The 25,057-nt window shown below is 54.5% G+C and carries 24 protein-coding genes and 1 pseudogene; 13 read left to right on the top strand and 12 right to left on the bottom strand.

Annotated elements, in window-relative coordinates; genetic code table 11:
- Window positions 1-18 precede the first annotated feature (18 nt).
- Entirely contained in the window at window positions 19-1,221 is a 1,203-nt protein-coding gene (locus KVT28_RS10910; RefSeq protein WP_217548351.1) for an FAD-dependent oxidoreductase, read from the top strand.
- Between the two features lie 158 nt (window positions 1,222-1,379).
- Here KVT28_RS10910 and yddG read toward each other — a convergent pair whose 3' ends face one another.
- Both yddG and KVT28_RS10900 read right to left on the bottom strand, forming a co-directional pair.
- Entirely contained in the window at window positions 1,380-2,267 is an 888-nt protein-coding gene (yddG, locus tag KVT28_RS10905) for an aromatic amino acid DMT transporter YddG (RefSeq protein WP_217548349.1), read from the bottom strand.
- Between the two features lie 126 nt (window positions 2,268-2,393).
- Window positions 2,394-3,245, bottom strand: a complete 852-nt coding sequence (locus KVT28_RS10900; protein WP_217548347.1) for a Vmh family MBL fold metallo-hydrolase — start codon at window positions 3,243-3,245, stop codon at window positions 2,394-2,396.
- Between the two features lie 122 nt (window positions 3,246-3,367).
- On the opposite strand from KVT28_RS10900, the gene KVT28_RS10895 reads away from it, so the two are divergent.
- Window positions 3,368-4,246 carry a LysR family transcriptional regulator gene (locus KVT28_RS10895; RefSeq protein ID WP_217548345.1) on the top strand — a complete coding sequence of 293 codons (879 nt, stop codon included), beginning with the start codon at window positions 3,368-3,370 and terminating at the stop codon, window positions 4,244-4,246.
- 120 nt (window positions 4,247-4,366) lie between these two features.
- Here KVT28_RS10895 and KVT28_RS10890 read toward each other — a convergent pair whose 3' ends face one another.
- Entirely contained in the window at window positions 4,367-5,137 is a 771-nt protein-coding gene (locus tag KVT28_RS10890) for a helix-turn-helix transcriptional regulator (RefSeq protein ID WP_217548343.1), read from the bottom strand.
- A 117-nt stretch (window positions 5,138-5,254) separates the two neighbouring features.
- On the opposite strand from KVT28_RS10890, the gene KVT28_RS10885 reads away from it, so the two are divergent.
- The gene (locus KVT28_RS10885) at window positions 5,255-6,043 is read left to right on the top strand and encodes a sulfite exporter TauE/SafE family protein (protein ID WP_217548341.1); all 789 of its coding nucleotides are present in this window, start codon (window positions 5,255-5,257) and stop codon (window positions 6,041-6,043) included.
- 93 nt (window positions 6,044-6,136) lie between these two features.
- Here KVT28_RS10885 and KVT28_RS10880 read toward each other — a convergent pair whose 3' ends face one another.
- Window positions 6,137-7,207, bottom strand: a complete 1,071-nt coding sequence (locus KVT28_RS10880) for an ABC transporter substrate-binding protein (protein ID WP_217548339.1) — start codon at window positions 7,205-7,207, stop codon at window positions 6,137-6,139.
- Window positions 7,208-7,294: 87 nt separating this feature from the next.
- Window positions 7,295-7,945 (bottom strand): TetR/AcrR family transcriptional regulator, encoded by a 651-nt coding sequence (locus KVT28_RS10875; RefSeq protein WP_254633520.1) that lies wholly within the window; start codon window positions 7,943-7,945, stop codon window positions 7,295-7,297.
- 91 nt (window positions 7,946-8,036) lie between these two features.
- Here KVT28_RS10875 and KVT28_RS10870 point away from each other — a divergent pair, with 91 nt between their 5' ends.
- The 3 genes from KVT28_RS10870 (at window position 8,037) to KVT28_RS10860 (ending at window position 9,198) form a co-directional block, all read left to right on the top strand.
- Window positions 8,037-8,294, top strand: a complete 258-nt coding sequence (locus tag KVT28_RS10870; RefSeq protein ID WP_217548336.1) for a YdgH/BhsA/McbA-like domain containing protein — start codon at window positions 8,037-8,039, stop codon at window positions 8,292-8,294.
- A 76-nt stretch (window positions 8,295-8,370) separates the two neighbouring features.
- Entirely contained in the window at window positions 8,371-8,814 is a 444-nt protein-coding gene (locus KVT28_RS10865) for a DUF417 family protein (RefSeq protein ID WP_217548333.1), read from the top strand.
- Between the two features lie 48 nt (window positions 8,815-8,862).
- Window positions 8,863-9,198: a multidrug efflux SMR transporter gene (locus KVT28_RS10860; protein ID WP_217548331.1), complete on the top strand. Its 336-nt coding sequence runs from the start codon at window positions 8,863-8,865 to the stop codon at window positions 9,196-9,198.
- A 39-nt stretch (window positions 9,199-9,237) separates the two neighbouring features.
- Here the strand turns inward: KVT28_RS10860 and KVT28_RS10855 are convergent, their stop codons facing one another.
- A complete protein-coding gene (locus KVT28_RS10855; RefSeq protein WP_217548329.1) occupies window positions 9,238-10,290 on the bottom strand; it encodes an SDR family oxidoreductase in 1,053 nt (350 codons plus the stop codon).
- A gap of 97 nt (window positions 10,291-10,387) precedes the next feature.
- On the opposite strand from KVT28_RS10855, the gene KVT28_RS10850 reads away from it, so the two are divergent.
- The 4 genes from KVT28_RS10850 to KVT28_RS10835 all read left to right on the top strand — a co-directional run bounded on the left by KVT28_RS10850 (window position 10,388) and on the right by KVT28_RS10835 (window position 14,947).
- Complete coding sequence (locus KVT28_RS10850; RefSeq protein WP_192413109.1) at window positions 10,388-11,287, top strand: LysR family transcriptional regulator; 900 nt, start codon at window positions 10,388-10,390, stop codon at window positions 11,285-11,287.
- A 199-nt stretch (window positions 11,288-11,486) separates the two neighbouring features.
- A complete protein-coding gene (locus KVT28_RS10845; protein ID WP_217548326.1) occupies window positions 11,487-12,935 on the top strand; it encodes an amidase in 1,449 nt (482 codons plus the stop codon).
- Window positions 12,928-14,247 carry a cytosine permease gene (locus KVT28_RS10840; protein WP_217548324.1) on the top strand — a complete coding sequence of 440 codons (1,320 nt, stop codon included), beginning with the start codon at window positions 12,928-12,930 and terminating at the stop codon, window positions 14,245-14,247. Before KVT28_RS10845 ends, KVT28_RS10840 begins: the two co-directional genes overlap by 8 nt.
- A complete protein-coding gene (locus KVT28_RS10835) occupies window positions 14,240-14,947 on the top strand; it encodes a cysteine hydrolase family protein (RefSeq protein WP_217548322.1) in 708 nt (235 codons plus the stop codon). Before KVT28_RS10840 ends, KVT28_RS10835 begins: the two co-directional genes overlap by 8 nt.
- On the opposite strand, the gene KVT28_RS10830 is transcribed toward KVT28_RS10835, so the two are convergent.
- Window positions 14,944-15,846 (bottom strand): alpha/beta hydrolase, encoded by a 903-nt coding sequence (locus KVT28_RS10830; RefSeq protein WP_217548320.1) that lies wholly within the window; start codon window positions 15,844-15,846, stop codon window positions 14,944-14,946. The two genes, KVT28_RS10835 and KVT28_RS10830, sit on opposite strands and share 4 nt — an antisense overlap.
- A gap of 150 nt (window positions 15,847-15,996) precedes the next feature.
- Here KVT28_RS10830 and KVT28_RS27795 point away from each other — a divergent pair.
- Window positions 15,997-16,212, top strand: a pseudogene (locus KVT28_RS27795) (hypothetical protein); the annotation flags it as partial.
- A 42-nt stretch (window positions 16,213-16,254) separates the two neighbouring features.
- Here KVT28_RS27795 and betA read toward each other — a convergent pair.
- From betA to betI, 3 genes are read right to left on the bottom strand one after another with little or no spacing between them, the layout of a single operon-like run.
- Entirely contained in the window at window positions 16,255-17,934 is a 1,680-nt protein-coding gene (gene betA, locus KVT28_RS10825) for a choline dehydrogenase (protein WP_101761565.1), read from the bottom strand.
- A gap of 28 nt (window positions 17,935-17,962) precedes the next feature.
- Entirely contained in the window at window positions 17,963-19,435 is a 1,473-nt protein-coding gene (gene betB / locus KVT28_RS10820; protein ID WP_217548317.1) for a betaine-aldehyde dehydrogenase, read from the bottom strand.
- 13 nt (window positions 19,436-19,448) lie between these two features.
- On the bottom strand, window positions 19,449-20,042 hold the full coding sequence (betI, locus tag KVT28_RS10815) for a transcriptional regulator BetI (RefSeq protein ID WP_101761563.1): 594 nt from the start codon (window positions 20,040-20,042) through the stop codon (window positions 19,449-19,451).
- A gap of 255 nt (window positions 20,043-20,297) precedes the next feature.
- On the opposite strand from betI, the gene KVT28_RS10810 reads away from it, so the two are divergent.
- Both KVT28_RS10810 and uvsE read left to right on the top strand, forming a co-directional pair.
- A complete protein-coding gene (locus tag KVT28_RS10810) occupies window positions 20,298-22,328 on the top strand; it encodes a choline transporter (RefSeq protein WP_192234750.1) in 2,031 nt (676 codons plus the stop codon).
- An 83-nt stretch (window positions 22,329-22,411) separates the two neighbouring features.
- A complete protein-coding gene (uvsE, locus tag KVT28_RS10805) occupies window positions 22,412-23,386 on the top strand; it encodes a UV DNA damage repair endonuclease UvsE (RefSeq protein WP_217548315.1) in 975 nt (324 codons plus the stop codon).
- Here uvsE and KVT28_RS10800 read toward each other — a convergent pair.
- Window positions 23,373-23,846, bottom strand: coding sequence for an OmpA family protein (locus KVT28_RS10800; protein ID WP_217548312.1), 474 nt, complete (start codon window positions 23,844-23,846; stop codon window positions 23,373-23,375). The genes uvsE and KVT28_RS10800 overlap by 14 nt on opposite strands.
- Entirely contained in the window at window positions 23,843-25,057 is a 1,215-nt protein-coding gene (locus tag KVT28_RS10795) for a diguanylate cyclase (RefSeq protein WP_137387329.1), read from the bottom strand. Before KVT28_RS10795 ends, KVT28_RS10800 begins: the two co-directional genes overlap by 4 nt.

Raw genomic sequence — 25,057 nt, 5'->3', positions numbered from 1 at the left:
TTTGGCGTGAGGCAGAGGATGCAGGTAGCACAGGAAAACGCGATAAGCGCGGATTGTTGTATCGTTGGCGGCGGCCCGGCGGGATTAATGCTGGGCTATTTACTGGCGCGCGCGGGCTTACGCGCCGTGGTTATTGAAAAACACCCCGACTTCCTGCGCGATTTTCGTGGCGACACCATTCATCCCTCAACGCTGGAGATCATGCGCCAACTGGGATTGCTCGATGAGCTGCTCACCTTGCCGCACCAGCGCGCGGAGAAGCTGCAGGCGGAAGTGGCGGGTGAAGAGATCACCATGGCCGATTTCTCACGTCTACCGGTTGAGTGCCGCTTTATCGCCTTTATGCCGCAGTGGGATTTCCTCAATTTTCTCGCTAAAAAAGCCGCCGAATTTCCGGGGTTTACCCTGCTGCAATCCACCGAATTTAATGACTTTATTTATGAAAATGGCGTAATCAGTGGCGTAAAAACGTTACAGGGTAACGAGTGTCACATCATACGCACCGCTTTAGTGGTAGGTGCGGATGGCCGCAATTCGCAGGTCAAAGCCAAAGCCGGATTAACCGGAAAAAGCTTTGGTGCGCCACGCGATGTATTGTGGTTTCGGCTTGAGAAACATCCCGACGATCCGCAACTCGGCATGGGCCATAAAGGGCCGAAGCAAAACTTTATCGTCATTGATCGCGGTGATTACTGGCAGTGCGGCTACACCATTCAGAAAAATCAGTTAGACGAGTTAAAACTGGCGGGATTGGATGCGCTGAAAAGCACCATGGCTCAGGTGACTCCGTTCAGTGCAGAGCGTATGGCGGAAGTTGATGAGTGGGACAAACTGAAGCTGTTGTCGATTCGCATTGACCGACTCGATCGCTGGATGAAACCTGGCGTACTTTGTATCGGCGATGCTGCGCATGCCATGTCGCCGATTGGCGGCGTGGGGGTTAACCTGGCGATTCAGGATGCGGTGGCCGCAGCCAATATGCTGACCAAACCGCTGCAGCAGGGCAATGTAGCCTTGCACGATCTGCAAAAAGTGCAGCAGCGCCGCCAGTTCCCAACCGTCGCCACCCAATTCCTGCAAATCAAAATGAGCAGCAACAAGCGCAAACGCAGCACACCAAGTAAAGTGCCGCAGATCATCAGCCGATTTCCGTTCCTGCGCCATCTGTTTGGCCGCTTGATTGGCCTCGGCTTCCGCACCGAAAAGCCGCGTTATTTATAACCGGCAAAAAAAAGCCCGCTAAGCGCGGGCCAGGTAAAGGTTACCAATCTGAAATTCTCGTAGCAACGCATTGCTGTGTGTTGCGTCGCTATAATAGCAACAGATCGCCATCTGTGCAGGAAAGGATCAACGAGTTAATTTTGTTCTAAGGATAAGCATTATGCTTGCTGCACCCGCGTTGACCACCAGCACATCAGCGATCCCAGGCTGACCATCGCGGTACCTTGCCAGAAGGCGACGTTCAAATGTGAGCGCAGAATAAAGGCGGCGAGAATCGAAGAGATGATCGGAATGAAGTAGGACGCAGCGGCCAAAAGGGTCACGTTGCCATGCAGTATGCCGACATTCCATGCGGCATAGCCAAAGCCCATCGCCATCGCAGCAAGCGCCAGACTGATGCAAACCTCAGCGGATAGCACAAACGGCGGCTGCGGCGAGAGCAAAAACTTCAGCCACAGCGTCAGCGCAGTCAGGATAAAGAACAGCGTTATCCCATTGTTGCCGTCAGCAATTTTTTTGGTTACCACACAGTACACCGCCCAGATAACCGCGCCGCTCAATGCCAGGCCGTAACTCAACGGATTATCCATCACGTTATGGGTGATTTCGCTGAATGAAAAACCTTGGTCGCCGCCCAATACGCGACAAATGCCGGCAACCGCCAGCAACAAACCCGGAACAATCAGCGGATGGGTTTTTTGTCGATTGACTATCACCGCGAAAACAATGGTCAAACTTGGCCACAGATAATTGACCATGCCAACTTCAATCGCCTGGCGACCGCTGTGGGTAAAGCCTAATGAGAGTGACAGGCAGAGTTCATAACAGACGAACAGCACGCTGCCGATAATCAAATAGCTGCGCGGAAAAGTGCGCAACTTTGGCAAGCCTACGGTGAAAATTAGCAAAACCGCACTGGCGCTGTAGATCAGTGCCGCACCGCCTACCGGGCCGAATCCTTCGCTGACATTTTTAATCAGTCCTACAATCGCGCTCCACAGCAGAATGGCCATCAAACCAATCAGCGTCGCCTTCTTTTGGGGCATGACCCGCCACCTTATTTCGCAAATTCGGGCCAAAATCCTATCAAATCAAACGCGCTTTGTATTTGCTCGATTTACTGCTGCGATGCTGGTCGCCATTTATGGCGACCTCACTCACTGAAACATCAATTACCACTTCATCTCGCCGGTATTCACTTTGGCGCTCAAATCCAATGAACTCTCCTCCGGCAGATGCGGATAAGCGGCTTTCATGGTCTCGATCACCTGCGCGGAACCTTTGTGCTGCTGCAGCGTTTTCTCAAAGGTTTGCAGATAGTTCAGGGTAAAGGTAACAGCCGCATCGCCCGCCGGGCGCTCGCCGAGATAATGGCCCGGAATCACTTGCTTAGGTTGCAGCTTTTGCATCTCGCTCAGCACATTGCGCCACCGCTGACGAATGGCAGGCGTTTGCGTATCGGCGGTCCAGACGTGAATGCCGGAAGCCACGCCAGTGCCGCCGAGAATCGCTTTGTTCGCCGGGATCCACACGTAAGCCGCGTAATCATTGGCGTGACGCAGTTCCAGCGTTTCACCATCAATTTTAAACGTCGTTGCATGCGTAACCTGCGGAACATACAGCTGCTTTGGCGCGCCGTCCTTCATCTGCGGCCCCCAATATGCCAGCTTGGCGGCTTTACTGGCTTCGATGTGTTGTACCACCTCCGGCGTTGCCACGATCTTCACCTGCGGGAACGCTTTAACAATGGGTTCCAGACCAAAATAGAAATCAGGATCGCCGGAGGTAATAACAATCTGCATCAGCTTCTTGCCGCTGGCATTGATCATCTGCACCAGCTTCTCGCCGTCTTTGGTGCTGAACTGCGCATCAAACAGTATCGCTTCATGCGGACCAGAAACCAGCGTCGAAGAGACCGGGAAAATGCCGTTCTCCTGCGGGTTATACACGTCTAAATTAAGCGGCGCAGCGAAGGCCGGCAGGGCGGCAAAGGCCAATGCCAGCGTCAACGTTTTCATTTTCATCGAATTTTCCTTTATCCGGCACCTCGCCGTCTTTGAGGGCTTTATTGTAGAGAAATTGCTGGCTGGTAGAATTCCCGAAACTGGATATGATCAGTTTCATAAAACGATCAGATGGAGCTCACATGGACAGAGTCACGGCGGCAACGGTGTTTAACCGCATTTGCGAGCTGGGCAGCTTAAGTGCTGCGGCGCGTGCATTGGATATTTCGCGGCCGATGGTCAGCCGCTATCTGGATGAAATGGAGAAGTGGGCCGGTGCACGTTTGCTGCACCGATCATCGCGCAAACTGACCATTACGCCCGCTGGCGAGAAGATCCTCGAAAAATCGCGCGCGCTGGCGAGATTGGCTGAAGAGATTGCCGATCAGGGCGCGGATAGCGAACCGCACGGCACCTTGCGCGTCGCCTGCGCACATTCCACCGCCACGCATATTCTGGGCCCGATAATTCCGGCATTTCTCGCGCGTTTTCCGGCGGTGCGTATCGAACTGGAGATCAACAATCAACCGGTGAGTTTAATCGGCGAACGCATTGATGTGGCGGTGCGGATTACCGACGATCCCGAACCTGGCGCCATTGCCCGACGTTTAGGCGAATGTGTTTCGGTGGTGTGCGCCTCGCCTGGCTATCTGCAGGCGCGTGGTGCGCCGCAAACGCCTGCCGATCTCGCACAGCATAATTGCCTGCATTACAGCCGTTTCGCCGGGCAGAGCTGGCAGTTTTCCGATGCGCAGGGCGAAACCCTTTCAGCGGCAGTGCACGGGAATTTCAGCGCCGGTATCTCGTCGGTGTTGTGTGATGCGGCGATTGCCGGTTGCGGTTTAGCGATGGTGCCGGAAATGGAGGCGCGTCACGCCCTCGACAATGGACAGCTACAAACCGTGCTGCCGGCTTATCAGCCAAAAACGCTGGCGATCTATGGCCTCTACATGTCACGCGAACGGCAACCGGCGGCGCTGCGGGCGTTTCTCGACGCGGTGCAGCAGCAGTTAACCGCCTGAATTTCGATACATATCTGTTTCAAAATAAATTAGATTATTTTCAGTGTGTTATGCATGAGATCGTAGCCTCAAAAAGCCGAGTTTCAGCCTGAAATCGCCAAGTGAGTGGTGAAACTTTGCTCAGTTATGGTCGATGTAAAATGATGGCGCCTGACCGGTGACGCGACGGAACATGGTGGAGAAAGCGGAGCTGCTGTCATAGCCGAGCGAGAGCGCCACGTCGTTAACGGATTTGCCCGCCACCAGCCACGCCAGCGCCGTCACCACGCAGGCGCGCTGTCGCCAGGCGGAAAAAGACAAACCGGTCTGCTGCAGGAAATGGCGGCGGAAGGTGCTGGGACTCATAAACAGTGTGCTGGCCCAACGATCGGCCGGGTCGTGAATGGTTGGTGCTTGTAAGAAGTTCTGGCATTGCGCCAACAGCGCCGGATGTTGCGGCAGTGGAATATCAAATTCCCTTACAGGCATCGCCGCTAGCTCCAGCAGCAGCAACTGCACCAGCGCTCGATCGCGATCGGATGCGTATAACAGCGGTAAATCAACGGCTTCAATCAATAGCTGTCGCAGCAGCGGCGAGACGCTGATGACGCGACAGCGATCGCTTTCACGCAGAGCTGCCGCACAAACCGGCTCGATATACAGACTGCGCGTCGAGACACCCACAAACTTCACGCTGTGCGCAGTGTTTGGCGGAATCCACACCGCATGCTGCGGCGGTACCACCCATTCGCCCGCCTGCGTTGCGACGTGCATCAAACCCGTTGCGCCATACAGCAGCTGCGCGCGGCGATGGCGATGCTCTGGCAGCACAAATCTCTGCGCGTAGTCATTGCCCAGCGCCACCACGTCACGATCAATATGGTCGTATTCATCAATGTGGCTATTTCGCATCCCCGACATCCACCGCAAATTGACTGATTTGCAAGGGTAAATGAGCGCTGCGCAAATGGGAAGTGGGCAGCTTGCTGCGTAAGCTGCATCACTCTTTTCATGATGCAGAGAAAGGCGATGAACGAGCTGTTAATTATTGGGCTGGCGGGTTTTGCTACCGGCATCACCACGGTGCTGTTTGGTTTTGGCGGCGGTTTTGTGGTGGTGCCGTTTGTCTATCAATTGTTGTTGCAGCAGCCGTTACTGTCGGCTCAGGCGATGCATATCGCGGTGGCGACCTCGACCGCCGTGATGATTTTCAACGCCGGCTGGGCCAGTTATCAAAACTGGCGGGCTGGCAAATTAAATACAGATATTTTACTGCCGCTAATCGGGTTTATCGCGCTCGGAGCAGTGATGGGATCGTGGCTGGCGGGCGTGATGAGCGACATTTGGGTGCGCAGGCTGTTTATGTTTTACATGGTGGTGACTATCGCTGATTGCCTGCTGCGGAAAGGCTTCATTAGCCGCACTGCACCGCGAAGGTTGTCACGGTTGACCGTCAGCGCGGGCGGCACAGTGATTGGTGTGATCGCCGCCATGCTCGGCGTTGGCGGCAGCGTAATGACCGTGCCGCTGCTGCGGCGTCATGGTTATGCCATGCGCGACTGCGTCAGCGCGGCCAATCCGCTGTCGCTGCCGGTCGCCGTTTTTGGCGCGATAACTTACGCCATCAGCGGCTGGCAGCAGATTCCCGTCAGCGGTTATCTCGGCTTTATCAGCCTGAAGATATTGTTGCTGCTGGTGGTCGCCGGATTTTTAGGAATTCTGTTTGCCCGGCGCTGTATTCCGGCGGTGCCCGATGTCTGGCATGCGCGTGTCTATGTGCTGCTGTTGTGCATGGTGTTGTTGGCTATCGCGGTTTAAACCGTGGATTGGAAGCCATGCTGGTACAAGATGAGCTGCGCTGTGGCTGAAGAGATAAATGCCGCCACCAGATCCGGCCACGCCGCGCGCAAACTACCGGCTGTCAGAATATTTAGCATTGTCATGATAGTGCGTCCGATAAAAGCGCTGATACCAGCGATCAGCCTGCTGCTGCATGTCGATGTCGCGGAATTTTTCCGGATAGAGCTTTTTCGCCATCCACAGCTCTCCGAGGCCAATCGCTTCCGGCATCGGATAGCCCCACGCTTTGGCGTATTCCGGCATCAGCCACACCCGATGATTTTTCACCGCATCAATGGTTTGCCAGCGCGCATCCTGCTGGATCTCCTGCACCACGTTGGGATAGCGATCCTGCACGAAGATTACCTGCGGGTTCCACGCCACTACTTGTTCCATGCTGACCTGTTTGAAACCCTGCACGGTCGCGGCAGCGACATTCAATGCGCCCGCATGCGCCATCATCAAGCCAGTATATTTGCCCGAGCCGTAGGTGGTGAGGTCGGGATTCGCCATATAGGCGCGCACGCGCTGCTGCTCAGGCAGATTTTTCAGACGGTCGCTGACCATTTTGCGCCCGGCAAAGGCGGCATTAATCAGCGCCTGCGCCTGTTTTGGCTTGTTAACCACATTGCCAATCAGCGTAATGCCTTCCTTAATGCCGAGATCATAAGCCTGATCTTCATTCTGCATGCTGGGATTGATTTTGCCTTGCTGACCTGCATCATCGTGACGCAGTGAAATCGCCAGTACCGGAATGCCCAGGGCAGAAATCTGGTCGATCATCTCTTTAGGCGCATAGTTGGTGACAAACACCACCTGCGGATGCAGCGCCACCAGCTTTTCGAGATCGACATGCGTCAAATCACCGAGCATCGCTTTGTGCGTCAGTTCCGGCACTAATTGCGCATAACCCTCACCTAGCTGCTGTTTCCAGTTTGCCAAAATCCCGACGATTTTATCGGTGGCGTTGATCTGCACTAGCAGGTTCAGAGTTTGGTGCTGCAGCACCACCACGCGATCAATCTTGTCCGGAATCTCCACCTGACGGCCAATTTGATCGGTGACGATGCGGCTGGCATAGCTATGCAACGAGGTAAAAGTCAGTAATCCCGCGAGAATAATCCGCTTAAAAGAGAGGTGCATAGAGGCTCCTGAATTCGATATGCACCGGAGTATATAGCGATTAAGTAAGCGGAGATATGGCTTTTTTTAACATCACAATGCTCAGTATCACTCGCACATTACTGCGTCGATCATCTTATCGATCACGCTGTTAATCACTTCCCGGTTGGGATTATCCAACGCCATCAAGGCTAAACCACTTTCGAAAGTCAGAATAAATTCAGCGACTTCTTCAGGAGATAATTTGCCTGAAAGGGTGTTGTTCTGCTGTGCAAGCTGCGCTTCCTCGATTATCCACGCTTTAAATGCATGGCGTTCGTTGAATAACTCAGCGCCTAACGATGAGGCTTCAGGGCGAAATGTGAGCGCGGAAAACACCAGCAAGCAGCCTGGCGGTTTACCTTCGCAGGAAAAAAGGTTAAATGCCGAAAACAGGAACTGCTTAATCTTGTTGCTAAAACTCAATTCTTCAGAGGAAAGAATCGCCTCTAAATCTGGCAGCCACGTCGCTTTGTAATGTTCAAGCGCAGCGATAAACATCCCTTCTTTATTACCAAATGCCTGGTACAAGGTGGCGGGCTTGGTACCGGTTGCCTGGGTAAGATCGTTGAGTGAGGTGGCTTCATAACCTTTGTCAGCAAAGATCGAGAACATGATCGCCGCCAGCTCTTCTTTGGGTAACAAACGTGGTCTGCCTGATTTTTTGTTGACATTCATTGACATAACTCCCTTCCCACCTGAACTTTCTGATAAATCCATCACATATATTAGCGTTCACTAATAAAATGTGGTGCGTTTGCTCTTCGGTTGCGTTATATATTTTAGCGAACACTAACAAAAGGAAGATATTATGAAAAGCGCAATCATCGCAGTTTTGGTTTTGATCCCATTTTTCTCTAACGCAGCTCAGGAACTCACGCGTAACAGCAGTGAAAATGTGGTGCGTTCCGGCAGTATCAGCGTGCAGGGCGGCACGCACAGTGAACTGGTGACAAAACTAATGGCGAAAGCCGAGATGACGGGCAGTGATTTTTATCGAGTGACCTATATCAATACGCGTCAGCAGGGTTATGCCACCGCCACCTTATATGACAGCGTTGAGATGTAATCGACATCATGAACCATGACTTTATGCCAGCTCATTTCTTATTGAGCTGGCTGCATAAATCACTGGAGAGTTTATTATGACAACAGCTAATCAAGTCTGTACTTCACGAGTGGTCCATTTCCTCGCGAGCAAAGAACCGATGGTATTGCGATTATCGGTGATTATTATTTTCCTGGTTTTTGGTGTGGCTAAGTGGTTTGAATTCGAAGTTCAGGCGCTGGAACCCATATTTATAAAAACATGGCTGAGTATATTTCCCTACTTCCTCGGTCTCCATGGCAGCAGCTATTTCCTGGGCGTAGTGGAGATGACGACGGTTATTCTGCTCATCGCAGGCTTTAAACGTCCACTGTTAGGTATGATCGGCGCTGGATTGTTGATACTTACCGGGTTAGTTACCTTGAGTTTGTTACCGCAGTTAGGCGGACTCGATTCGTTTATTTTTAAAGATATTATGGTGGTGGCGATTGGTCTGACGTTACTGAAGCGCGATTTAATCCGTTGGAAAAACAACCTCTAACAGCTACTCTATAACGCATGTTTACTCTCGGACATTTAAGAGGGCTTTATGAAAAATGTTTACGTGATACTGGCGATATCCATCGTCGCTGAGACGATTGCCACAACCATGATGAAGGCCTCGCAAGGATTCTCACGCCTTATTCCCAGCGTAGTTGTGGTAATAGGTTATGCCATTTCATTTTATGGATTATCTCAAGTGGTTAAACAGATGAATGTCGGCATTGCTTATTCTATCTGGGCCGGAATGGGTATATTTTTGGTGTCGGTCATGTCTTATTTTTTCTACAACCAGAAACTAGATTTCGCTGCAATGGCGGGCTTGATGTTAATCGGGTTAGGCATTGTGGTGATTCAGGTTTTCTCCAAAACCATTCTGCATTAATGAAGTAATAACAGGGAAGCACAGGCTTCCCTGTTAGCGTTAAGGAATAATGCGTGCTGCGCGTAACTGCGCAAACAGAGCAAAGAACATCTCATCCGTTGCCTGATAGCCGTTAAAACCCGCGCGCCGTATTTTACTGCCGTCACCAAACATGTCGTAATTCCAGCCAAAGACAAAATCGGCAAACTGCCCATCATTCAGCTGCAAGATATCTGGCTCTATCAGCTGATGTTCTATAGCGATGGTTTGCCATAGCGCGCGGTAATCCTGAAACAGCTGAGAAAACGACAGATTCACCGCCGGCGCGCTTTCCAGTTCAAACCACCGGGCAATCGCAGGCCACAGCTCACTCCAGCGCCATAAATCGCCGTTGTTAACGTTGAAAGCTTGATTGCGCGCGCCAGGCGCATTGGCCGCCCACAGCGTGGCCTGCGCGAGTAATCTCGCATCGGTATGATCGACCATGCTGTGCCAGGCGTGCGATGAACCGGGAAAACGTAGCGGTAAGCCCTGAGATTTACACAGCGATGCGTAGAGCGCGATGCTCAGCGCCAGGTTCATGGCATTTCCGGGTACCGCGCTGCCGACCACACCGGGACGCAAGGCGTGCCAGTGCCAGCTTTTACCGCGCTGAAAGTCACTTAGCCAACGCAGCTGTTGCGCATTGAATTCGGCTCCCGCGACGCCGGGATCGCTTTCGCGCGCGGGCGTTTTGAACGGTCCCAGATGCGCGCCATAAACTTTGTATCCCTGCATCAAACTGACGCTGCGCAACTGCGCGATTTTATCGATGTTAACCACCAGATTGCGCAGCATCGTCACGTTGGGTTCGACCATTTCACGCCAGTTGGCAGCATTCAGCCAGGCGCTGTAGAAAATATGCGTGACCTGATTGAGCGGGGCCAGCGCCTGTGCACTGTGCTGCGCATCCAGCAGATCGACATGGATGAAAGGGATATCCTGCGTTGAGATTGCAGGCTGGCGCGTCAGGCCGATCACCTGCCAATCCTGCTGACGCAGCGTTTTTACCAACTCACTGCCGACAATGCCGGTTGCGCCCGCGACCAGCGCGACGTGATGTGTTTGCGACATGATGATTCTCCTGTGAACAAGACAGGCACAGTGTTATCTATTATTTTTATTGCTGATATCCCACTATCCAGATGCCACTTATCAGAAAAATCATTAAATGAATAATAAACTCAATGCCATCAATACCTTCATTCGCGTGGCGGAAGCCGGATCGTTTTCGGCAGCAGCGCGCCTGAGCGGGATGAAGCAATCCGCCGTGAGCCAGCAAATCGCGGCGCTGGAGGAAGAACTCGGCATCGTGTTGTTGCACCGCACCACGCGCGCGATGAAATTGACTGAGCAGGGCGAGCGATACTTACAGCAGATGCAGCCGCTGCTGGCCGCGATGCAGGATGTTGAAAGCCAGTTGCGCCCGGCGCAGCAAGCGCTGCAAGGCAGCGTGCATATCCAATTACCCAGCGGATTAGGCCAGCGCTTGCTGCCGCCTTTGCTGGCGCTGCAACGCGCGAACCCAGAACTGCATCTGACCATCGCGCTCGACGATCGCGTGGCCGAACTGGTGAGTGAAGGCGTGGATATCGCGTTGCGCCTGAGTGAAATGCCGCCGGAGATGTTTCCGGCGAGATTACTGGCGCGTATTGAAACGCCGCTGTTTGCTGCGCCTGAGCGGGTACGCGCAACACCGATTACCTCGCTGGCAGAGCTGGCCGCGCATCCGCATGTTCGCTTTAGCGGTATCGACAAACAGGCACCGCTGCGCCTGATATCCAACCAGGAAACCGTCGCGCTAACCGTGAATACCGTGTTTCGCGCCAACAGCAGCGAAGGGTTGTTGCAGGCGCTGCAGGCGGACATCGGCGTCGGCGGCATGCAGTTACCACTGGTGCAGGAGGCATTAAAATCAGGTTCGCTGGTACGTATCTTGCCACAATATCGTCTGCCAGACCGTTTTCTCTACGCGGTATTCCCCGATGCGCGCTTTATCCCGCTGCGCGTCAAACGTGTGGTGGAAGTGATCGAACAGGTTGTGGATGCGTTAATTCCTGCGGCCGGTTAAGCCGCTCTCCATGGTGGCGCAAGAGTGCGCCATTTTCGTGCTTCTTATCGCAACCGCTGCATTGTAAAGAAACATAAGTATTCGATCTTGTATCCAAGAGCGTATCCCATCTGGCCTGGCCGCTAGCGCCCTCGTTTATGGAATTTTCTGGCACGCAAACTGCAACGTTTCCGATAAGTGATAAATCGGGAGTATTCGCATGTTTGATGCACTGTTGGATGAAGATGCCACTACGCTGGCGGCGTTAATCCGCGGCGGAGACGTTTCGGCGCAGGAAGTGACGCAAGCGGCCATCAATCGCATGGAGCAGCGCGAGCCGCAGATTCAGGCGTTTTGTACCGCTACGCCAAAGCTGGCGCTGCAACAGGCGGCCGCTGTTGATGCAAAACGCGCGCGCGGCGAAACGCTGGGGGCGCTGGCGGGCGTTCCGCTGGCGGTGAAAGACCTGATTTGTACCGCAGGCGTGAAAACCACTTCTGGATCGCATGCCTACGCTGATTTTGTCCCGGAAGAAGATGACATCACCGTTGAGCGCCTGCTGGCGGCCGATGCGGTGCTGCTGGGGAAAACCACCGCACCGGAGTTTGGCTATAGCGGCGTTGGGCACAATCCACTGTTTCCATCACCGCGTAATCCGTGGGATCTCTCTAAAACGCCGGGCGGATCGAGCGCCGGTTCCGGCGCGGCATTGGCGGCGCGCCTGTGTCCGATTGCGCTGGGCAGCGATGGCGGCGGTTCGGTAAGAATTCCCGCCGCGCACTGCGGCGTGTTTGGCCTGAAAGCGTCGATGGGGCGCGTACCCTTATGGCCGGGCTGTCGCGACGAGCGTTATCCCGGCGTTTCCAGTTGGGAGTCGCTGGAGCATATCGGCCCGATGACGCGTTCGGTGCGCGACAGCGCGCTGATGATGTCGGTGATGGCGGGGCCAGATATGCGCGATCGCCACTCGATTCCCTGCAACGACGTGGATTGGCTGGCCTCGCTGGAAAAACCGCTGAGCGGTCTGCGCATCGCTTTCAGCGCGGATTTCGGCTACATCGCCGTTGATCCCGAAGTGCGTGACATTGTCACGCACGCCGCGCGTCGTTTTGCCCGTGAGCTCGGCGCTGAACTGGATGAAGTCGATCCCGGTATCGCCGATGAAGGTGCCACCTTTGCCGCGCTGGTGGCTTTTGAGAGCGATCTCACCGGCATGCGTCACGTGCACGCCGAGTTGGGGGCACGCATGTCACCGCATCTCAGCGCCATGCTGCAACGCGACTGGCGCGCTGAAACCTTTACCGACGCCAATACCACACGCAAAAAGCTGTGTAACCAGATGTGGCGCTTTATGCAGCATTACGATCTGCTGCTGTCGCCGACGCTGGCGGTGCCGCCGTTCCCGCTCAATATGCAGGGACCCGAGATCATCGATGGCCGCATGGTGCGCAGCGATCACTGGCTCTCATTCTGCTTCCCGTTCAATTTCACCGGCCAACCGGCGGCGTCTGTTCCTGCGGGCTTTACCGCCAGCGGATTGCCGATTGGCATGCAAATCGTGGGTCGTCATCTGGACGATGGCCTGGTGCTGGCGGCGAGTGCCGCGTTCGAGCGCATACAACCCTGGAATCACATCACACCTGTTTCAATCGGAGTTGCCCATGACTAACAAAAATTCACCAGCTTTAGAGCAGGAGTTCGAGCATGAACCGGTTCCGCTCAGCCATCGCCACTCGACGGGTTCGGTATCGGCGGTGTGGTTTGGTTTCCCGATGATCCTCACCAATGCGTTATTTGGCGGCATCATTACCTGGCATCTCGGCTTCTGGCCGGCGCTGATTGCCATTCTGCTGGGAAATCTGGTGCTGTTTGCCTATGTGGGTGCGCTGAGCTGGTTCGCCGGTAATACCGGCATGAACTTCGCGCTGCAAGCGAAACGGACCTTTGGCACCAAAGGCTACATTTTGGTTTCGGGCTTCCTTTCTACTGTGGTGATCGGCTGGTACGCCTTCCAGACCGGGTTAACCGGCACGGTAATTAATCAAACCTTTGGCTGGAATGCACTGGCGGTGACGGCGTTTGCCATGGTGCTGTATACCGCCATCACCTTCCTCGGCGTGCGCGCATTGTCTGTGCTCGGCATGATCGCTGCGCCGCTGTTCGTGGTGTTGGGATTGGTGGCGCTGTGGCTGATCAGTAAGGATCACGATTTCAGCACCATCACGCAGTTTACCGGCAGCAGCAGCGCAGTGGGCGCGATGAGCATGGGCACCGCCGTCACCATGGTGGTGGCCGGTTTCGCCGATTCAGGCACCATGACGGCAGATTTCACCCGCTGGTCAAAAGACGGTAAATCGGCGGTGATTGCCGCGTTCTCAGCGTTCCCGGTGGCGAACGTTATCTCTTATCTGTTTGGCGTGGTGATTGTGGCGGTGGGCGCGGCGGTTGATCCGGCGAGTAACGGCGGCAACTTCCTGCCAATGCTAATGGGGCACGGCATGCTGCTGTCGGTGATTGCTTTCCTGTTTGTGTTTATCAATCTCGGTTCGGTGTGTACGCACTGCCTGTATAACGGCGCGGTCGGCTTTAGTCATCTTTTCAGCAGCAAAATGCGTCTGTGGACGGTGATCCTTGGCGTGATTGGCGGGGCGCTGGCGCTGGCTGGCGTGTGGTCCTATTTCCTCGAATGGCTGAGCTTGCTCGGCATCGTTGTGCCGCCGTTTGGCGCAGTGATGATTGTTGATTTGATCTTCATGGCCAAAATCAGCGAGCAGCGCCAATTGCGCCAATTGCGCCGTATGCGCGGCAGCGCCTTTGCCGCCTGGGCGATTGGTAGCTTGTGTGCGGTGATTGCGCACATCGCTTTCCCACAGTTCGGTGAAGCGGTGATTGGCCTAATGACTGCTGCCGCCAGCTATACGCTGATTGTGAAACTAAAAGGTGAAAGCACAGTAACGGTGATGGAGGAAAAAAATGCCTGATTACGCCATTGATTCAACCCCTTACTCGTGGCCGTATGACGGTCGCTGCAGCCCGCAGGATACCGCACTGATCGTTATCGATATGCAAACCGATTTCTGCGGTAAGGGCGGTTACGTCGATAGCATGGGCTACGACATTGCCTTAACGCGCGCGCCTATCAAGCCGCTGCAGCAGGTGCTGGCAACGATGCGCGAGTTGGGCTTCCCGATCATCCATACGCGCGAAGGGCATCGGCCGGATTTAAGTGATCTGCCCGCAAATAAGCGTTGGCGATCCAGGCGCATGCAGGCGGAAATCGGCGCGCCCGGTCCGTGCGGGCGCATTCTGGTGCGCGGTGAACCGGGCTGGGAAATTATCCCGGAACTGGCGCCATTGCCGGGAGAAGTCATCATCGATAAACCGGGCAAAGGCTCGTTTTACGCTACCGATCTCGAACTGATTCTGCGCAGCCGCGGTATTCGCAATCTGATCATCAGCGGCATTACCACTGATGTCTGCGTCCACACCACGCTGCGCGAGGCTAACGATCGCGGTTTTGAGTGTTTGGTGTTGTCAGATTGCTGCGCGGCGACGGAGCTGAAACACCACGCAGCGGCGCTTAGCATGATCCATATGCAGGGCGGAATTTTTGGTGCCGTAGCCAGTTCGCAGACCTTGCTGGCGGGATTAATTAGCAAGCAAACGGTTGAGGTGGATTAGCTCTTTAACCACTTTTCGTAGTGCTCTGGCCACGCCATGGTCGGCGTGCCGGGCCTGCCCATACCAAATCCATGTCCGCCGCTACTGTAGCGATGCATCTCAACCGGCACATGCTCACGCTTACAGGCGTCAGCCATAATCAGCGTGTTATGCGGATCGGAGATCGGATCGTCCTCTGCCTGCACCAGAAAGAAGGGCGGCGATTGCGGATTGACAAACTCCTGCACTGACCATGCGGCGTTTTCACTGGCGGGCGCGTGGTTACCAACCAGCATTTTGTGGGTTGAAGTGTGGGTGTAAGGCGCTTCCAGCGTGATGATGGGATAGATCAGCGCCGCGCGATCGGCCGTGGCGGGCAGGTTATCCAGGGCATCGGTTGCCCTATAAGATCGAAAATCTGCTCGCGTGACCGCCATACCGAGCAGATGACCGCCAGCGGAAAAGCCTAACACGCTGAGATATTTTTCCCGTTGCCGCACCAGGCGCAGCGCGCGCTGGGCATCCTGCAGAGAAACTATCGCACCATCTTTCCAGCCTTCATGCGGTAAACGATAACTCAGCACATAAACGGTATATCCGCGCGCCGTCAGCCAGGCTGCGGCAGGCCAGGCTTCTTTACCCATTTCAATGCGCGAATAGCCGCCACCTGCGGCAATCAATACCGCGCGACCATTAGGCGAGGGCGGCGTTAATAAGGTGAGTGTGGGCTGTACGATATTACGCTGCGCGCCTTTGGTTGAAATCACCAAAGCGCCAGCAGGACCGCCACCGCCCGGCGGTAAATCTGGCCATAGCGGCAAGATTTGGGTTGTTACGCGTTTAGAAGCAGCCCAGATTAGCCCGCTGCGCACTGTCAGCGCGGAAAGAGTGAGATACGACAAAAAATGGCGGCGCTTCATGGCAGATCCTCATGAAATCGGAGGCTTATTGAAGCAGATAAATCAGCAGAAAAGATGAAGAGGGCGTTGCTATGTATGAACAAATGCGACGGGACAAACATTAAGGTTTGTAGTTACAACATACTTTTAAATGTTTCCTTAATCGTGAGCCTGGCAGCAGTGCGGTTGCCGTTGTGACAGTGAAGCGCGGCTATAGATGCTACGACGAAAGTGACAATGGCCTTGGCTGCGTCTGGTACTTCGATTGGTGCTAATGATGCGGCGATCGCCGGACATGCCATTGCGGCAGGCACAATTTTAGTCCCTGACAATACTCGGGAATTCGCTCGGGTAGTTGATTTGGATCTTCAGGATTGGGCTAGCTAGCCACCAAAGAAAAGGGCGACCAACGTCGCCCCCAAATCAACCTCAACCACGCATCGGTTCAGCGCGGACCGGTTTATCACCGGCAACAAAGTAATCCGCTTCGCTGCGCGGCAGCGGCTGTCGACCACGAATGTTATCTGCGATTTTCTCGCCGATCATGATGGTCGTCGCGTTCAGGTTACCGGTGATGATCAGCGGCATGATTGAAGCATCTACCACGCGCAGGGCTTCAACGCCATGAACGCGGCCTTCACCATCGACGACAGACATCTCGTCGTTACCCATTTTACAGGTGCCGCACGGGTGATAAGCCGTTTCGCCGTGATTTCGCACAAACTCATCTAACTGCTCATCGGTCTGGCAATCCAGGCCAGGGCTGATCTCTTTACCGCGATATTTATCCAGCGCCGGCTGGTTGATGATCTGGCGCGTAATACGAATCGCATCGCGGAACTCCTGCCAATCCTGCTCATGTGACATGTAGTTGAACAGAATCGCTGGATGGCGACGCGGATCGCGTGATTTCAGGCGCACATGACCGCGGCTCGGTGAGCGCATCGAACCAACGTGGCACTGGAAGCCGTGCGCTTCCACCGCGTTCGAGCCGTTGTAGTTAATCGCCACCGGCAGGAAGTGATACTGAATATTCGGCCAGCTGAACTCTTCACGGCTGCGGATAAAGCCGCCGCCTTCAAAGTGGTTGCTGGCGCCGACGCCGGTACCATTAAACAGCCACTCCGCACCGATTTTAGGCTGGTTCCACCACTTCAAGGCCGGGTAGAGCGAAACTGGCTCTTTGCACTCATATTGCAGGTACATTTCGAGGTGATCCTGCAAGTTCTCACCCACGCCCGGCAAATCATGCACGAGCGGGATATCGAACTGTTTCAGCAATTCAGCGGATCCTACTCCGGAACGCTGCAGAATCTGCGGCGAGGCGATGGCTCCGGCGCACAGCAGCACTTCACGACGTGCATGCGCCTGGTGCGAGGTATTGCTGGAACCCAGCAGATACTGCACGCCAACCGCGCGTTTACCTTCAAACAGAATGCGGTCGGTGGTCGCATGGGTGACGATTTTCAGGTTCGGACGGGTTTTCGCGGTATCGAGATAACCGCGCGCGGTGCTGGAGCGGCGACCTTTCGGCGTCACAAAGCGATCCATTGGCCCGAAACCTTCCTGCTGATAGCCATTCAGGTCATCAGTGCGCGGATAACCTGCCTGCACGCCCGCTTCAATCATCGCCGCAAACAGCGGATTGTTTCCAGGTTTACAGGTGGTAATGCTCACCGGACCTTCGCCGCCGTGATAATCATTGGCACCGATATCGCGCGTTTCTGATTTGCGATAGTAGGGCAGGCAGTTCAGGTAGCTCCAGTTTTCCAGGCCAGGCTCCCTGGCCCAGTTATCGAGGTCCATCGCGTTACCACGGATGTAACACATGCCGTTGATCAGCGACGATCCGCCCAAGCCTTTACCGCGCCCGCACTCCATGCGGCGGTTGTTCATGTACGGCTCAGGTTCGGTTTCGTACGCCCAGTTGTAGCGTTTTCCCTGCAGCGGGAACGCCAGCGCCGCGGGCATCTGCGTGCGGAAGTCGAAGCGGTAATCTGGGCCGCCCGCTTCTAAAAGCAGCACATTGACGCTGCTATCTTCGGTCAGTCTTGTTGCCAAAACGTTCCCTGCGGATCCGGCTCCGATAATGATGTAATCAAATTCCATTAGTCGTTCCTCAGGTTAAAAGCCAAAATTAAAATACGGACTGAAAACGGGTCATTTCGAGCTGCACAGATTTCACCTGCGTGTAGTTTTGCAGCGTCATCAGGCCATTTTCACGGCCCACACCCGAATGTTTGTAACCGCCCACCGGCATTGCGGCGTCAGATTCGCCCCAGGTATTGATCCAGCAAATGCCCGCTTCAATCTGGTGAATTACGCGGTGCGCGCGGTTAAGATCCTGGGTTACCACACCGGCCGCCAGGCCAAATTCGGTGGCGTTGGCGCGGCGAACCACTTCTTCTTCGCTTTCATAAGTCAGAATCGACATCACTGGCCCGAAGATCTCTTCACGCACAATGGTCATCTCATCGCGGCAGTCGGTGAACACGGTCGGTTCCACCCATGCGCCGTTATCGAAAGCCGCACCGCTCAGACGTTTACCGCCGCACAGCAGGCGCGCACCTTCGCTGATGCCGGATTCAATAAAGCGCATCACGTTGTCGCAATGCGCGAAGCTCACCAGCGGACCGAAGTTGGTATCTGGATGGTTGAGATCGCCGGCCTTAATACGCGCCACGCGCTCAGCGATTTTGGCTTCAAACGCCGCTTGCAAATTAGCCGGGATAAACACGCGCGTGCCGTTGGTGCAAACCTGGCCCGAGCTGTAGAAGTTCGCCATCATCGCGATGTCAGCGGCGAGATCGAGGTCAGCGTCATCGAAAATGATCAGCGGAGATTTGCCGCCCAGCTCCATGGTGACATCTTTCAGCGTCGAACCGGCCGCATTGGCCATCACTTTCTTACCGCTGGCAACGCCGCCGGTGAAGGAGACTTTATCGATGCCCGGATGATCGGTAAGCAGCTGGCCGGTGACCGCGCCGCGACCGTTTAACACGTTGAACACGCCGTTCGGCACGCCCGCTTCAGTATAGATTTCCGCCAGTTTCAGCGCGGTCAGCGGCGTGACTTCGCTGGGTTTGAAGATCATCGCGTTACCGGCGGCCAATGCTGGCGCGGATTTCCACAGCGCGATCTGAATCGGATAGTTCCACGCGCCGATCCCGGCTACCACGCCCAGCGGTTCGCGGCGGGTGTAAACGAACGAGGTATCGCGCAGCGGGATCTGCTGGCCTTCCAGAGAAGGAATCAAGCCCGCGTAGTACTCGAGCACGTCGGCACCGGTGACGATGTCCACGTATTGGGTTTCGCTCAGCGGTTTGCCGGTGTCGAGGGTTTCCAGCGCGGCCAGTTCGTCATTGCGCTCACGCAGAATATCGACCGCACAACGCAAAATGCGCGAACGTTCCATCGCGGTCATCGCCGCCCAGATTTTCTGGCCTTTTTTCGCGGCGGCAACAGCGCGATCAACATCTGCGCGTTCCGCTTCATGCACGTCGGCCAGCACTTCGCCGTTCGCCGGGTTGATGGTCTGGAATGTTTTACCTGCCGCAGCGGGAACCAATGCGCCATCAATATAAAGGTGTTGCTCGGTGAATCGGGACATGATTTCTCCTTCCTCAGTGATTCTGGTCAGCCAATTGCTGACGAATGAATTGGGTGGTGAGCTGTCTGGCGATAGCCAAATCGAACGGTTTGCCGCTGAGCGCCGCGCGCAGCCACAGGCCATCAATCAATGACGCGAGGCCATGTGCCGCCAGACGCGCCTTTTCGCGCGGGATAACGCGACGAAACTCGGCGGCCAATGTGGAAAACAGGCGCCGGCTGCTCACGCGTTCTAAGCGGCCCAACTGTGGCTGATGCATGCTGCTGGCCCAGAAATCCAGCCAGGCTTTCATTGCGGCGCTGTGCACCTGAGAATCATCAAAGTTGCCTTCCACAATCGCCAGCAGGCGCGCTTCTGTTGTGGCGTCTGCCAGCGGTTTTAACCTTGCTGCTACCGCATCACGTAGCTGACGTGTTACGTCACGCATCGTGGCTTCCAGCAGACCGTTCTTGTCTTTGAAGTAGTGGCTAATGATGCCTGTCGATACGCCAGCACGTCGCGCAATCTGCGCAATGGTGGCATCGTTGATCCCGACTTCGTTGATGGTGCTCAGGGTCGCATCAATCAGTTGCCGACGACGTATCGGCTGCATTCCCACCTTTGGCATAACACTCCAGCTCCACTTCAATCTTAGAACACTATTAAAACTTTTTTTGATTGCACGTTCAATATAAAAAAGAAATTTGTTAGGATGCTGTGCTTGGATTGTTACAAAAACGAAGCGGGGAATCGAAGGGACTCAGCGGATGCGTATGCACGCGCATCCCACGAAAACCGCATTTTGCCTCGTCGGGATGCCGTTAATGGCGATCTCCGCGAGCTTCTTTGGCACGTACTACAGGAAATTAACCAGAGGTAATCGATGATTAATCCACCTGCCAGTGAAAAAGACAGAATCAATCCTGTGGTGTTTTACACCTCCGCCGGACTGATTCTGACATTTTCACTTGTCACGATTTTTTACAGCGAACTCGCTGCCAGCTGGCTTCTGACCGCCGTTAACTGGGTCACCTCCACGTTTGGCTGGTACTACATGCTCGCTGCCACGCTGTACATCGTGTTCGTCATCTATATGGCGTGTTCGCGCTACGGCGCCATCAAGCTGGGGCCGGAGCAATCTAAACCCGAGTTCAGCTTACTGAGCTGGTCGGCGATGCTGTTTGCCGCTGGCATCGGTATTGACCTGATGTTCTTCTCGGTTGCCGAGCCGGTAACCCAATACATGCAGCCGCCAGAAGGTGCAGGGCAGACCATGGAAGCCGCGCGTCAGGCGATGGTATGGACGCTGTTCCACTACGGCGTCACTGGCTGGTCGATGTACGCATTAATGGGCATCGCGCTCGGCTACTTCAGCTATCGCTACAACCTGCCGCTCACCATCCGTTCGGCGCTCTATCCGATTTTCGGCAAACGCATTAATGGCCCGATTGGTCACACGGTGGATATCGCCGCGGTGATCGGCACCATCTTTGGGATCGCCACCACGTTGGGAATTGGTGTGGTGCAGCTGAACTACGGCCTCAACGTGCTATTCGATATTCCGGAAGGTTTCACGGCGCAGGCCGCGCTAATTGTGCTGTCGGTGATCATCGCCACCATCTCAGTAACATCCGGTGTGGATAAAGGCATCCGTATTCTTTCTGAGCTGAACGTCGCGCTGGCGCTGGGCTTAATTCTGTTCGTGCTGTTTATGGGCAAAACCGATTTCCTGCTCAACGCGCTGGTGCTGAACGTTGGTGATTACATCAATCGCTTTATGGGCATGACGTTGAATACTTTTGCCTTCGATCAGCCACGCGAGTGGATGAATAGCTGGACGCTGTTCTTCTGGGCGTGGTGGGTTGCCTGGTCGCCGTTTGTCGGTCTGTTCCTCGCACGTATTTCGCGCGGTCGTACCATTCGTGAGTTCGTGTTGGGTACGCTGATTATCCCGTTCACCTTTACGCTGCTGTGGCTGTCGGTGTTTGGTAACGCGGCGCTGTATGAAATCATTCACGGCGATGCCGGCTTTGCGCAGGAAGTGATGGCGCATGCCGAACGCGGCTTCTATAGCCTGCTGGCGCAGTATCCGGCGTTTAAATTCAGTGCTTCGGTGGCCACCATCACCGGCATGCTGTTCTACGTGACGTCGGCGGATTCCGGTTCGCTGGTGCTGGGTAACTTCACCTCGAAGCTGAAAGACATCAACAGCGATGCACCGAACTGGCTGCGTATCTTCTGGTCGATTGCGATTGGTGTGCTGACGATGGGCATGCTAATGACCAACGGGATTTCTGCCTTGCAGAACGCCACGGTGATCATGGGCTTACCGTTTAGCTTTGTAATCTTCTTTGTGATGGCCGGGCTGTATAAATCGCTGAAGGTGGAAGATCACCGCCGCGCCAGCGCCAGCCGCGACACTGCGCCGTACATTTCAGCCAGTAACGATCGCCTGAGCTGGAAGAAGCGCCTGTCGCGTCTGATGAACTATCCGGGCACGCGCTATACGCAGAAGATGATGGAAGAGGTGCTGTTCCCGGCGATGCAGGATGTGGCGAAAGAGCTGGAGCTGCGCGGTGGACGTGTATCACTGGAGCGTGCCGAGCCAGAAGAAGGGCAGCCGCTGGGCCACCTTGATTTGCGCGTGTTGCTGGGCGAGGAGCAGGATTTCGTTTATCAAATCTGGCCACAGCAGTATTCGGTACCGGGCTTTACCTATCGCGCACGTAGCGGTAAATCGACCTATTACCGCCTGGAAACCTTCTTGCTGGAAGGCAGCCAGGGCAATGATTTGATGGACTATAACAAAGAACAGGTGATCATCGATATTCTCGATCAGTACGAACGTCACCTGAACTTTATCCACCTGCATCGTGAAGCGCCGGGCAGCAATATGACCTTCCCGGACGTGTGATCTCAGCCAGGTGCGCCTCGATGCGCACCTGGCACTTTCTCCGATCGCAGCTACACTTTCACGCTGATTAAACGGGGGATGAAATGAAATTAGGCTTTGCTTGTAAGTATCTGGATCAACAGGCTAAACAGCCTTATCCCTTCAAAAGCACCACCCGCACGCGCTTTCTTAGTCTCGATGATGAATCACGCATCACGCTGCTAAACCAACTGGCGCAAAACAATCTGCAAAATCTCACTCTCACGCTTGAAATGCTGGCCACGCAGCCCGACGCGCTGCGCATGATGCGCATCGGCAGCGATCTATTGCCGCTTTACACGGTGCCGCAAGCGACTCAGCTGTACGGTGAATTATTGCCCGATCTTACGCCGTTACTACGCCGCTGCGGCGAGCTGGCGCGCGCTAATAATATTCGGCTTTCATTCCACCCCGGCCAATATACGGTGCTGGCCTCCGATAATGACGGCGTGGTCGATCGCGCGATTGAGGATGTGGAGTATCACGCCACCTGTGCGGTATTAATGGGTTATGGCCGACAGTTTCAGGATTTCAAAATCAACATCCATATGAACGGCAAAAAAGGCTTTGAGGGATTCCGCGCCGCGTTTCTGCGGCTCACCCCTGAAGCGCGCAATATGCTGACGGTGGAGAATGATGAAATATCCTGTTCGCTGGACGATGTGTTGCAGGCGCGTGAGTTGTGTCCGGTAGTGCTGGATATTCACCATCATTGGGTGAAAGAGAATCACTATATTCAGGCTGATGATGCGCGCATCGCGCTGATAAAAGCGTCGTGGCGCGGTGTGCGGCCAGTTTTGCACTATTCGATTGCGCAGGAAGGTTTGATTCCCGATCACGGTTTCCCGGATCAGCAGGATTTAGCGGTGTCGAAAACCAAACTTCGCGCCCATGCCGATTATTACTTCAATCAAAGCTTAAATGATTGGGCGCTGTCGTTTGATGCCTTCGATATTATGTGCGAAGTGAAGATGAAGAATTTAGCGCGCGACCGTTTGTACGATTATGCAGTCGAGCGCCAGATCATCACGGCGCCGTAATCACAATCGCCACGCGGCGGTTTTGCGCACGGCCCTGCGGGTTATTGTTGCTGGCAATCGGCGCGCTCATTCCTAAGCCGCGCGTAACGATATTTTCGCGCGGAATTGCTGCGCCTTGCGCCCATTGTGTCGCAACGGCGTTGGCTCTTTTCAACGACAGCTGCTGGTTGTAATCCGCTTTGCCATAATTATCGGTATGACCATCAATACGCACATGCTTAATGCCGGTTGTCGCCAGATTTTTCGCCATTGTCTGAATGGTGTTTTTACTAGCGGGAGTGAGTTCCGATTCGTTGACGCCAAACAGAATTTTGTCCGACAAACCTAATCCCCAACCTTCGCTATTTTGGCTGAAACCGGCATTACGCATCGCCGCGATCTGTTCATCACTGAAACGTCCTTTTGCCTGGCAACCGACCAGTGTCAGCACACACACCATCAGGAAAATTTTCATCTTCATCTCCGCACCTTACTCTTTCCCTTGTTTTTGTACATGTTCATATCTGCGCGTTCCAGAATCGACTCAACCGTATCGCCGTGCTGCGACCAGGCGTAGCCAATGGTCACCGAGGTGGAAATCGGAGTGCCTTCAGCAATAACAATTTTCTGGCTGATGGCTTCATTAATATCCTGCATCAGCAACTGCAATTGCGCCTCGCTGGCGCGGCTGCTCACCAGCATGGCAAACTCATCGCCGCCTAAACGCGCGACTAAATCCTGTTTATATGCCAATGCGGAAAGGCGCGAACCAATCGCTTTAAGTACTTCATCACCGGCGGCATGGCCCCAGTTATCATTGATGCTTTTAAAGCGATCGCCATCGAGAAACAGCAAAACAAAGCGCTCTTTCGCCAGTTGCTGATCGAGCAGTTGGGTTAACCGCGCCACAAAGGCGGCGCGATTGGCGAGGCCGGTTAGCGGGTCTTCCAGCGCTTTGGCGGCCAGCGTGCGATTATCGCGGATCAGAGAAGCCTGCAGCGTCTGCATCTCTGTCAGCAACGAGTTGAGGTCATTGGAAAACAGCTGAAATTCGCGCGTCGGGCTTTCCGGGATACGTAAGGAAAAATCACCAGAATGGATCACGTAGTGGATCGAGCTGGTGATATTACGCAACGAGGCAAGTATGCCGCGATGGAGAAATTCACTCAGCAGGAAGGAGATGATTAACACGCACAGCATGCCGCTGGTCAGAATCATCAGCGAATAACGGATGAAATCGGCCGCACCGGTAACGGTGCCTTCCAGCGTCAGCGTACCGACATTGGCTTCCGAGTGGTTAATATTAACGCTGAGCGGTTTAAGATAAATCCACTCACGTAATAATCGCGGATACCAGCCGGTCTGTTCTTGTCGATCATGCCAGTCAACTAAAACAGTGTGATCGTCAGTCACCAGTTTTGCGGAATCGAACATGCCTTCATTGCCGAGGCGCGCGATTTTATTATGCGCGTCGTAGCTGTCTTCAAATACCGTGGCGGCCGTCAGCGTGGTGCTGAGCGTGGCGGCAATTAATTCCAGATTTCTTTTCTCGTAGCTTTTAATAAACAGCAGGGAAGTCGACGAGAGTAGCAGCCAGCACAGCAATAAAATCACCGCAGAGTTGATGGTGCTAATCTTGCGCAGCTTGTTACGAATCGATGATTTGTCATTTAGTGAATTTTCTATTTTCAT

This window comes from Pantoea sp. GbtcB22 (assembly GCF_019091025.1).
GTDB lineage: Bacteria > Pseudomonadota > Gammaproteobacteria > Enterobacterales > Enterobacteriaceae > Pantoea > Pantoea leporis.
The sequence above is the reverse complement of the archived record's forward strand: the minus strand, read 5'-3'. Positions and strand labels throughout refer to the sequence as shown.

What these genes read in the sequence shown, in the direction of transcription:
- KVT28_RS10910 (WP_217548351.1), top strand. Translation starts at nt 19, where the DNA reads ATGCAGGTAGCACAGGAAAACGCGATAAGCGCGGATTGTTGTATCGTT.
- yddG (WP_217548349.1), bottom strand. Translation starts at nt 2,267, where the DNA reads ATGCCCCAAAAGAAGGCGACGCTGATTGGTTTGATGGCCATTCTGCTG.
- KVT28_RS10900 (WP_217548347.1), bottom strand. Translation starts at nt 3,245, where the DNA reads ATGAAAATGAAAACGTTGACGCTGGCATTGGCCTTTGCCGCCCTGCCG.
- KVT28_RS10895 (WP_217548345.1), top strand. Translation starts at nt 3,368, where the DNA reads ATGGACAGAGTCACGGCGGCAACGGTGTTTAACCGCATTTGCGAGCTG.
- KVT28_RS10890 (WP_217548343.1), bottom strand. Translation starts at nt 5,137, where the DNA reads ATGCGAAATAGCCACATTGATGAATACGACCATATTGATCGTGACGTG.
- KVT28_RS10885 (WP_217548341.1), top strand. Translation starts at nt 5,255, where the DNA reads ATGAACGAGCTGTTAATTATTGGGCTGGCGGGTTTTGCTACCGGCATC.
- KVT28_RS10880 (WP_217548339.1), bottom strand. Translation starts at nt 7,207, where the DNA reads ATGCACCTCTCTTTTAAGCGGATTATTCTCGCGGGATTACTGACTTTT.
- KVT28_RS10875 (WP_254633520.1), bottom strand. Translation starts at nt 7,945, where the DNA reads ATGGATTTATCAGAAAGTTCAGGTGGGAAGGGAGTTATGTCAATGAAT.
- KVT28_RS10870 (WP_217548336.1), top strand. Translation starts at nt 8,037, where the DNA reads ATGAAAAGCGCAATCATCGCAGTTTTGGTTTTGATCCCATTTTTCTCT.
- KVT28_RS10865 (WP_217548333.1), top strand. Translation starts at nt 8,371, where the DNA reads ATGACAACAGCTAATCAAGTCTGTACTTCACGAGTGGTCCATTTCCTC.
- KVT28_RS10860 (WP_217548331.1), top strand. Translation starts at nt 8,863, where the DNA reads ATGAAAAATGTTTACGTGATACTGGCGATATCCATCGTCGCTGAGACG.
- KVT28_RS10855 (WP_217548329.1), bottom strand. Translation starts at nt 10,290, where the DNA reads ATGTCGCAAACACATCACGTCGCGCTGGTCGCGGGCGCAACCGGCATT.
- KVT28_RS10850 (WP_192413109.1), top strand. Translation starts at nt 10,388, where the DNA reads ATGAATAATAAACTCAATGCCATCAATACCTTCATTCGCGTGGCGGAA.
- KVT28_RS10845 (WP_217548326.1), top strand. Translation starts at nt 11,487, where the DNA reads ATGTTTGATGCACTGTTGGATGAAGATGCCACTACGCTGGCGGCGTTA.
- KVT28_RS10840 (WP_217548324.1), top strand. Translation starts at nt 12,928, where the DNA reads ATGACTAACAAAAATTCACCAGCTTTAGAGCAGGAGTTCGAGCATGAA.
- KVT28_RS10835 (WP_217548322.1), top strand. Translation starts at nt 14,240, where the DNA reads ATGCCTGATTACGCCATTGATTCAACCCCTTACTCGTGGCCGTATGAC.
- KVT28_RS10830 (WP_217548320.1), bottom strand. Translation starts at nt 15,846, where the DNA reads ATGAAGCGCCGCCATTTTTTGTCGTATCTCACTCTTTCCGCGCTGACA.
- betA (WP_101761565.1), bottom strand. Translation starts at nt 17,934, where the DNA reads ATGGAATTTGATTACATCATTATCGGAGCCGGATCCGCAGGGAACGTT.
- betB (WP_217548317.1), bottom strand. Translation starts at nt 19,435, where the DNA reads ATGTCCCGATTCACCGAGCAACACCTTTATATTGATGGCGCATTGGTT.
- betI (WP_101761563.1), bottom strand. Translation starts at nt 20,042, where the DNA reads ATGCCAAAGGTGGGAATGCAGCCGATACGTCGTCGGCAACTGATTGAT.
- KVT28_RS10810 (WP_192234750.1), top strand. Translation starts at nt 20,298, where the DNA reads ATGATTAATCCACCTGCCAGTGAAAAAGACAGAATCAATCCTGTGGTG.
- uvsE (WP_217548315.1), top strand. Translation starts at nt 22,412, where the DNA reads ATGAAATTAGGCTTTGCTTGTAAGTATCTGGATCAACAGGCTAAACAG.
- KVT28_RS10800 (WP_217548312.1), bottom strand. Translation starts at nt 23,846, where the DNA reads ATGAAGATGAAAATTTTCCTGATGGTGTGTGTGCTGACACTGGTCGGT.
- KVT28_RS10795 (WP_137387329.1), bottom strand. Translation starts at nt 25,057, where the DNA reads ATGAAAATAGAAAATTCACTAAATGACAAATCATCGATTCGTAACAAG.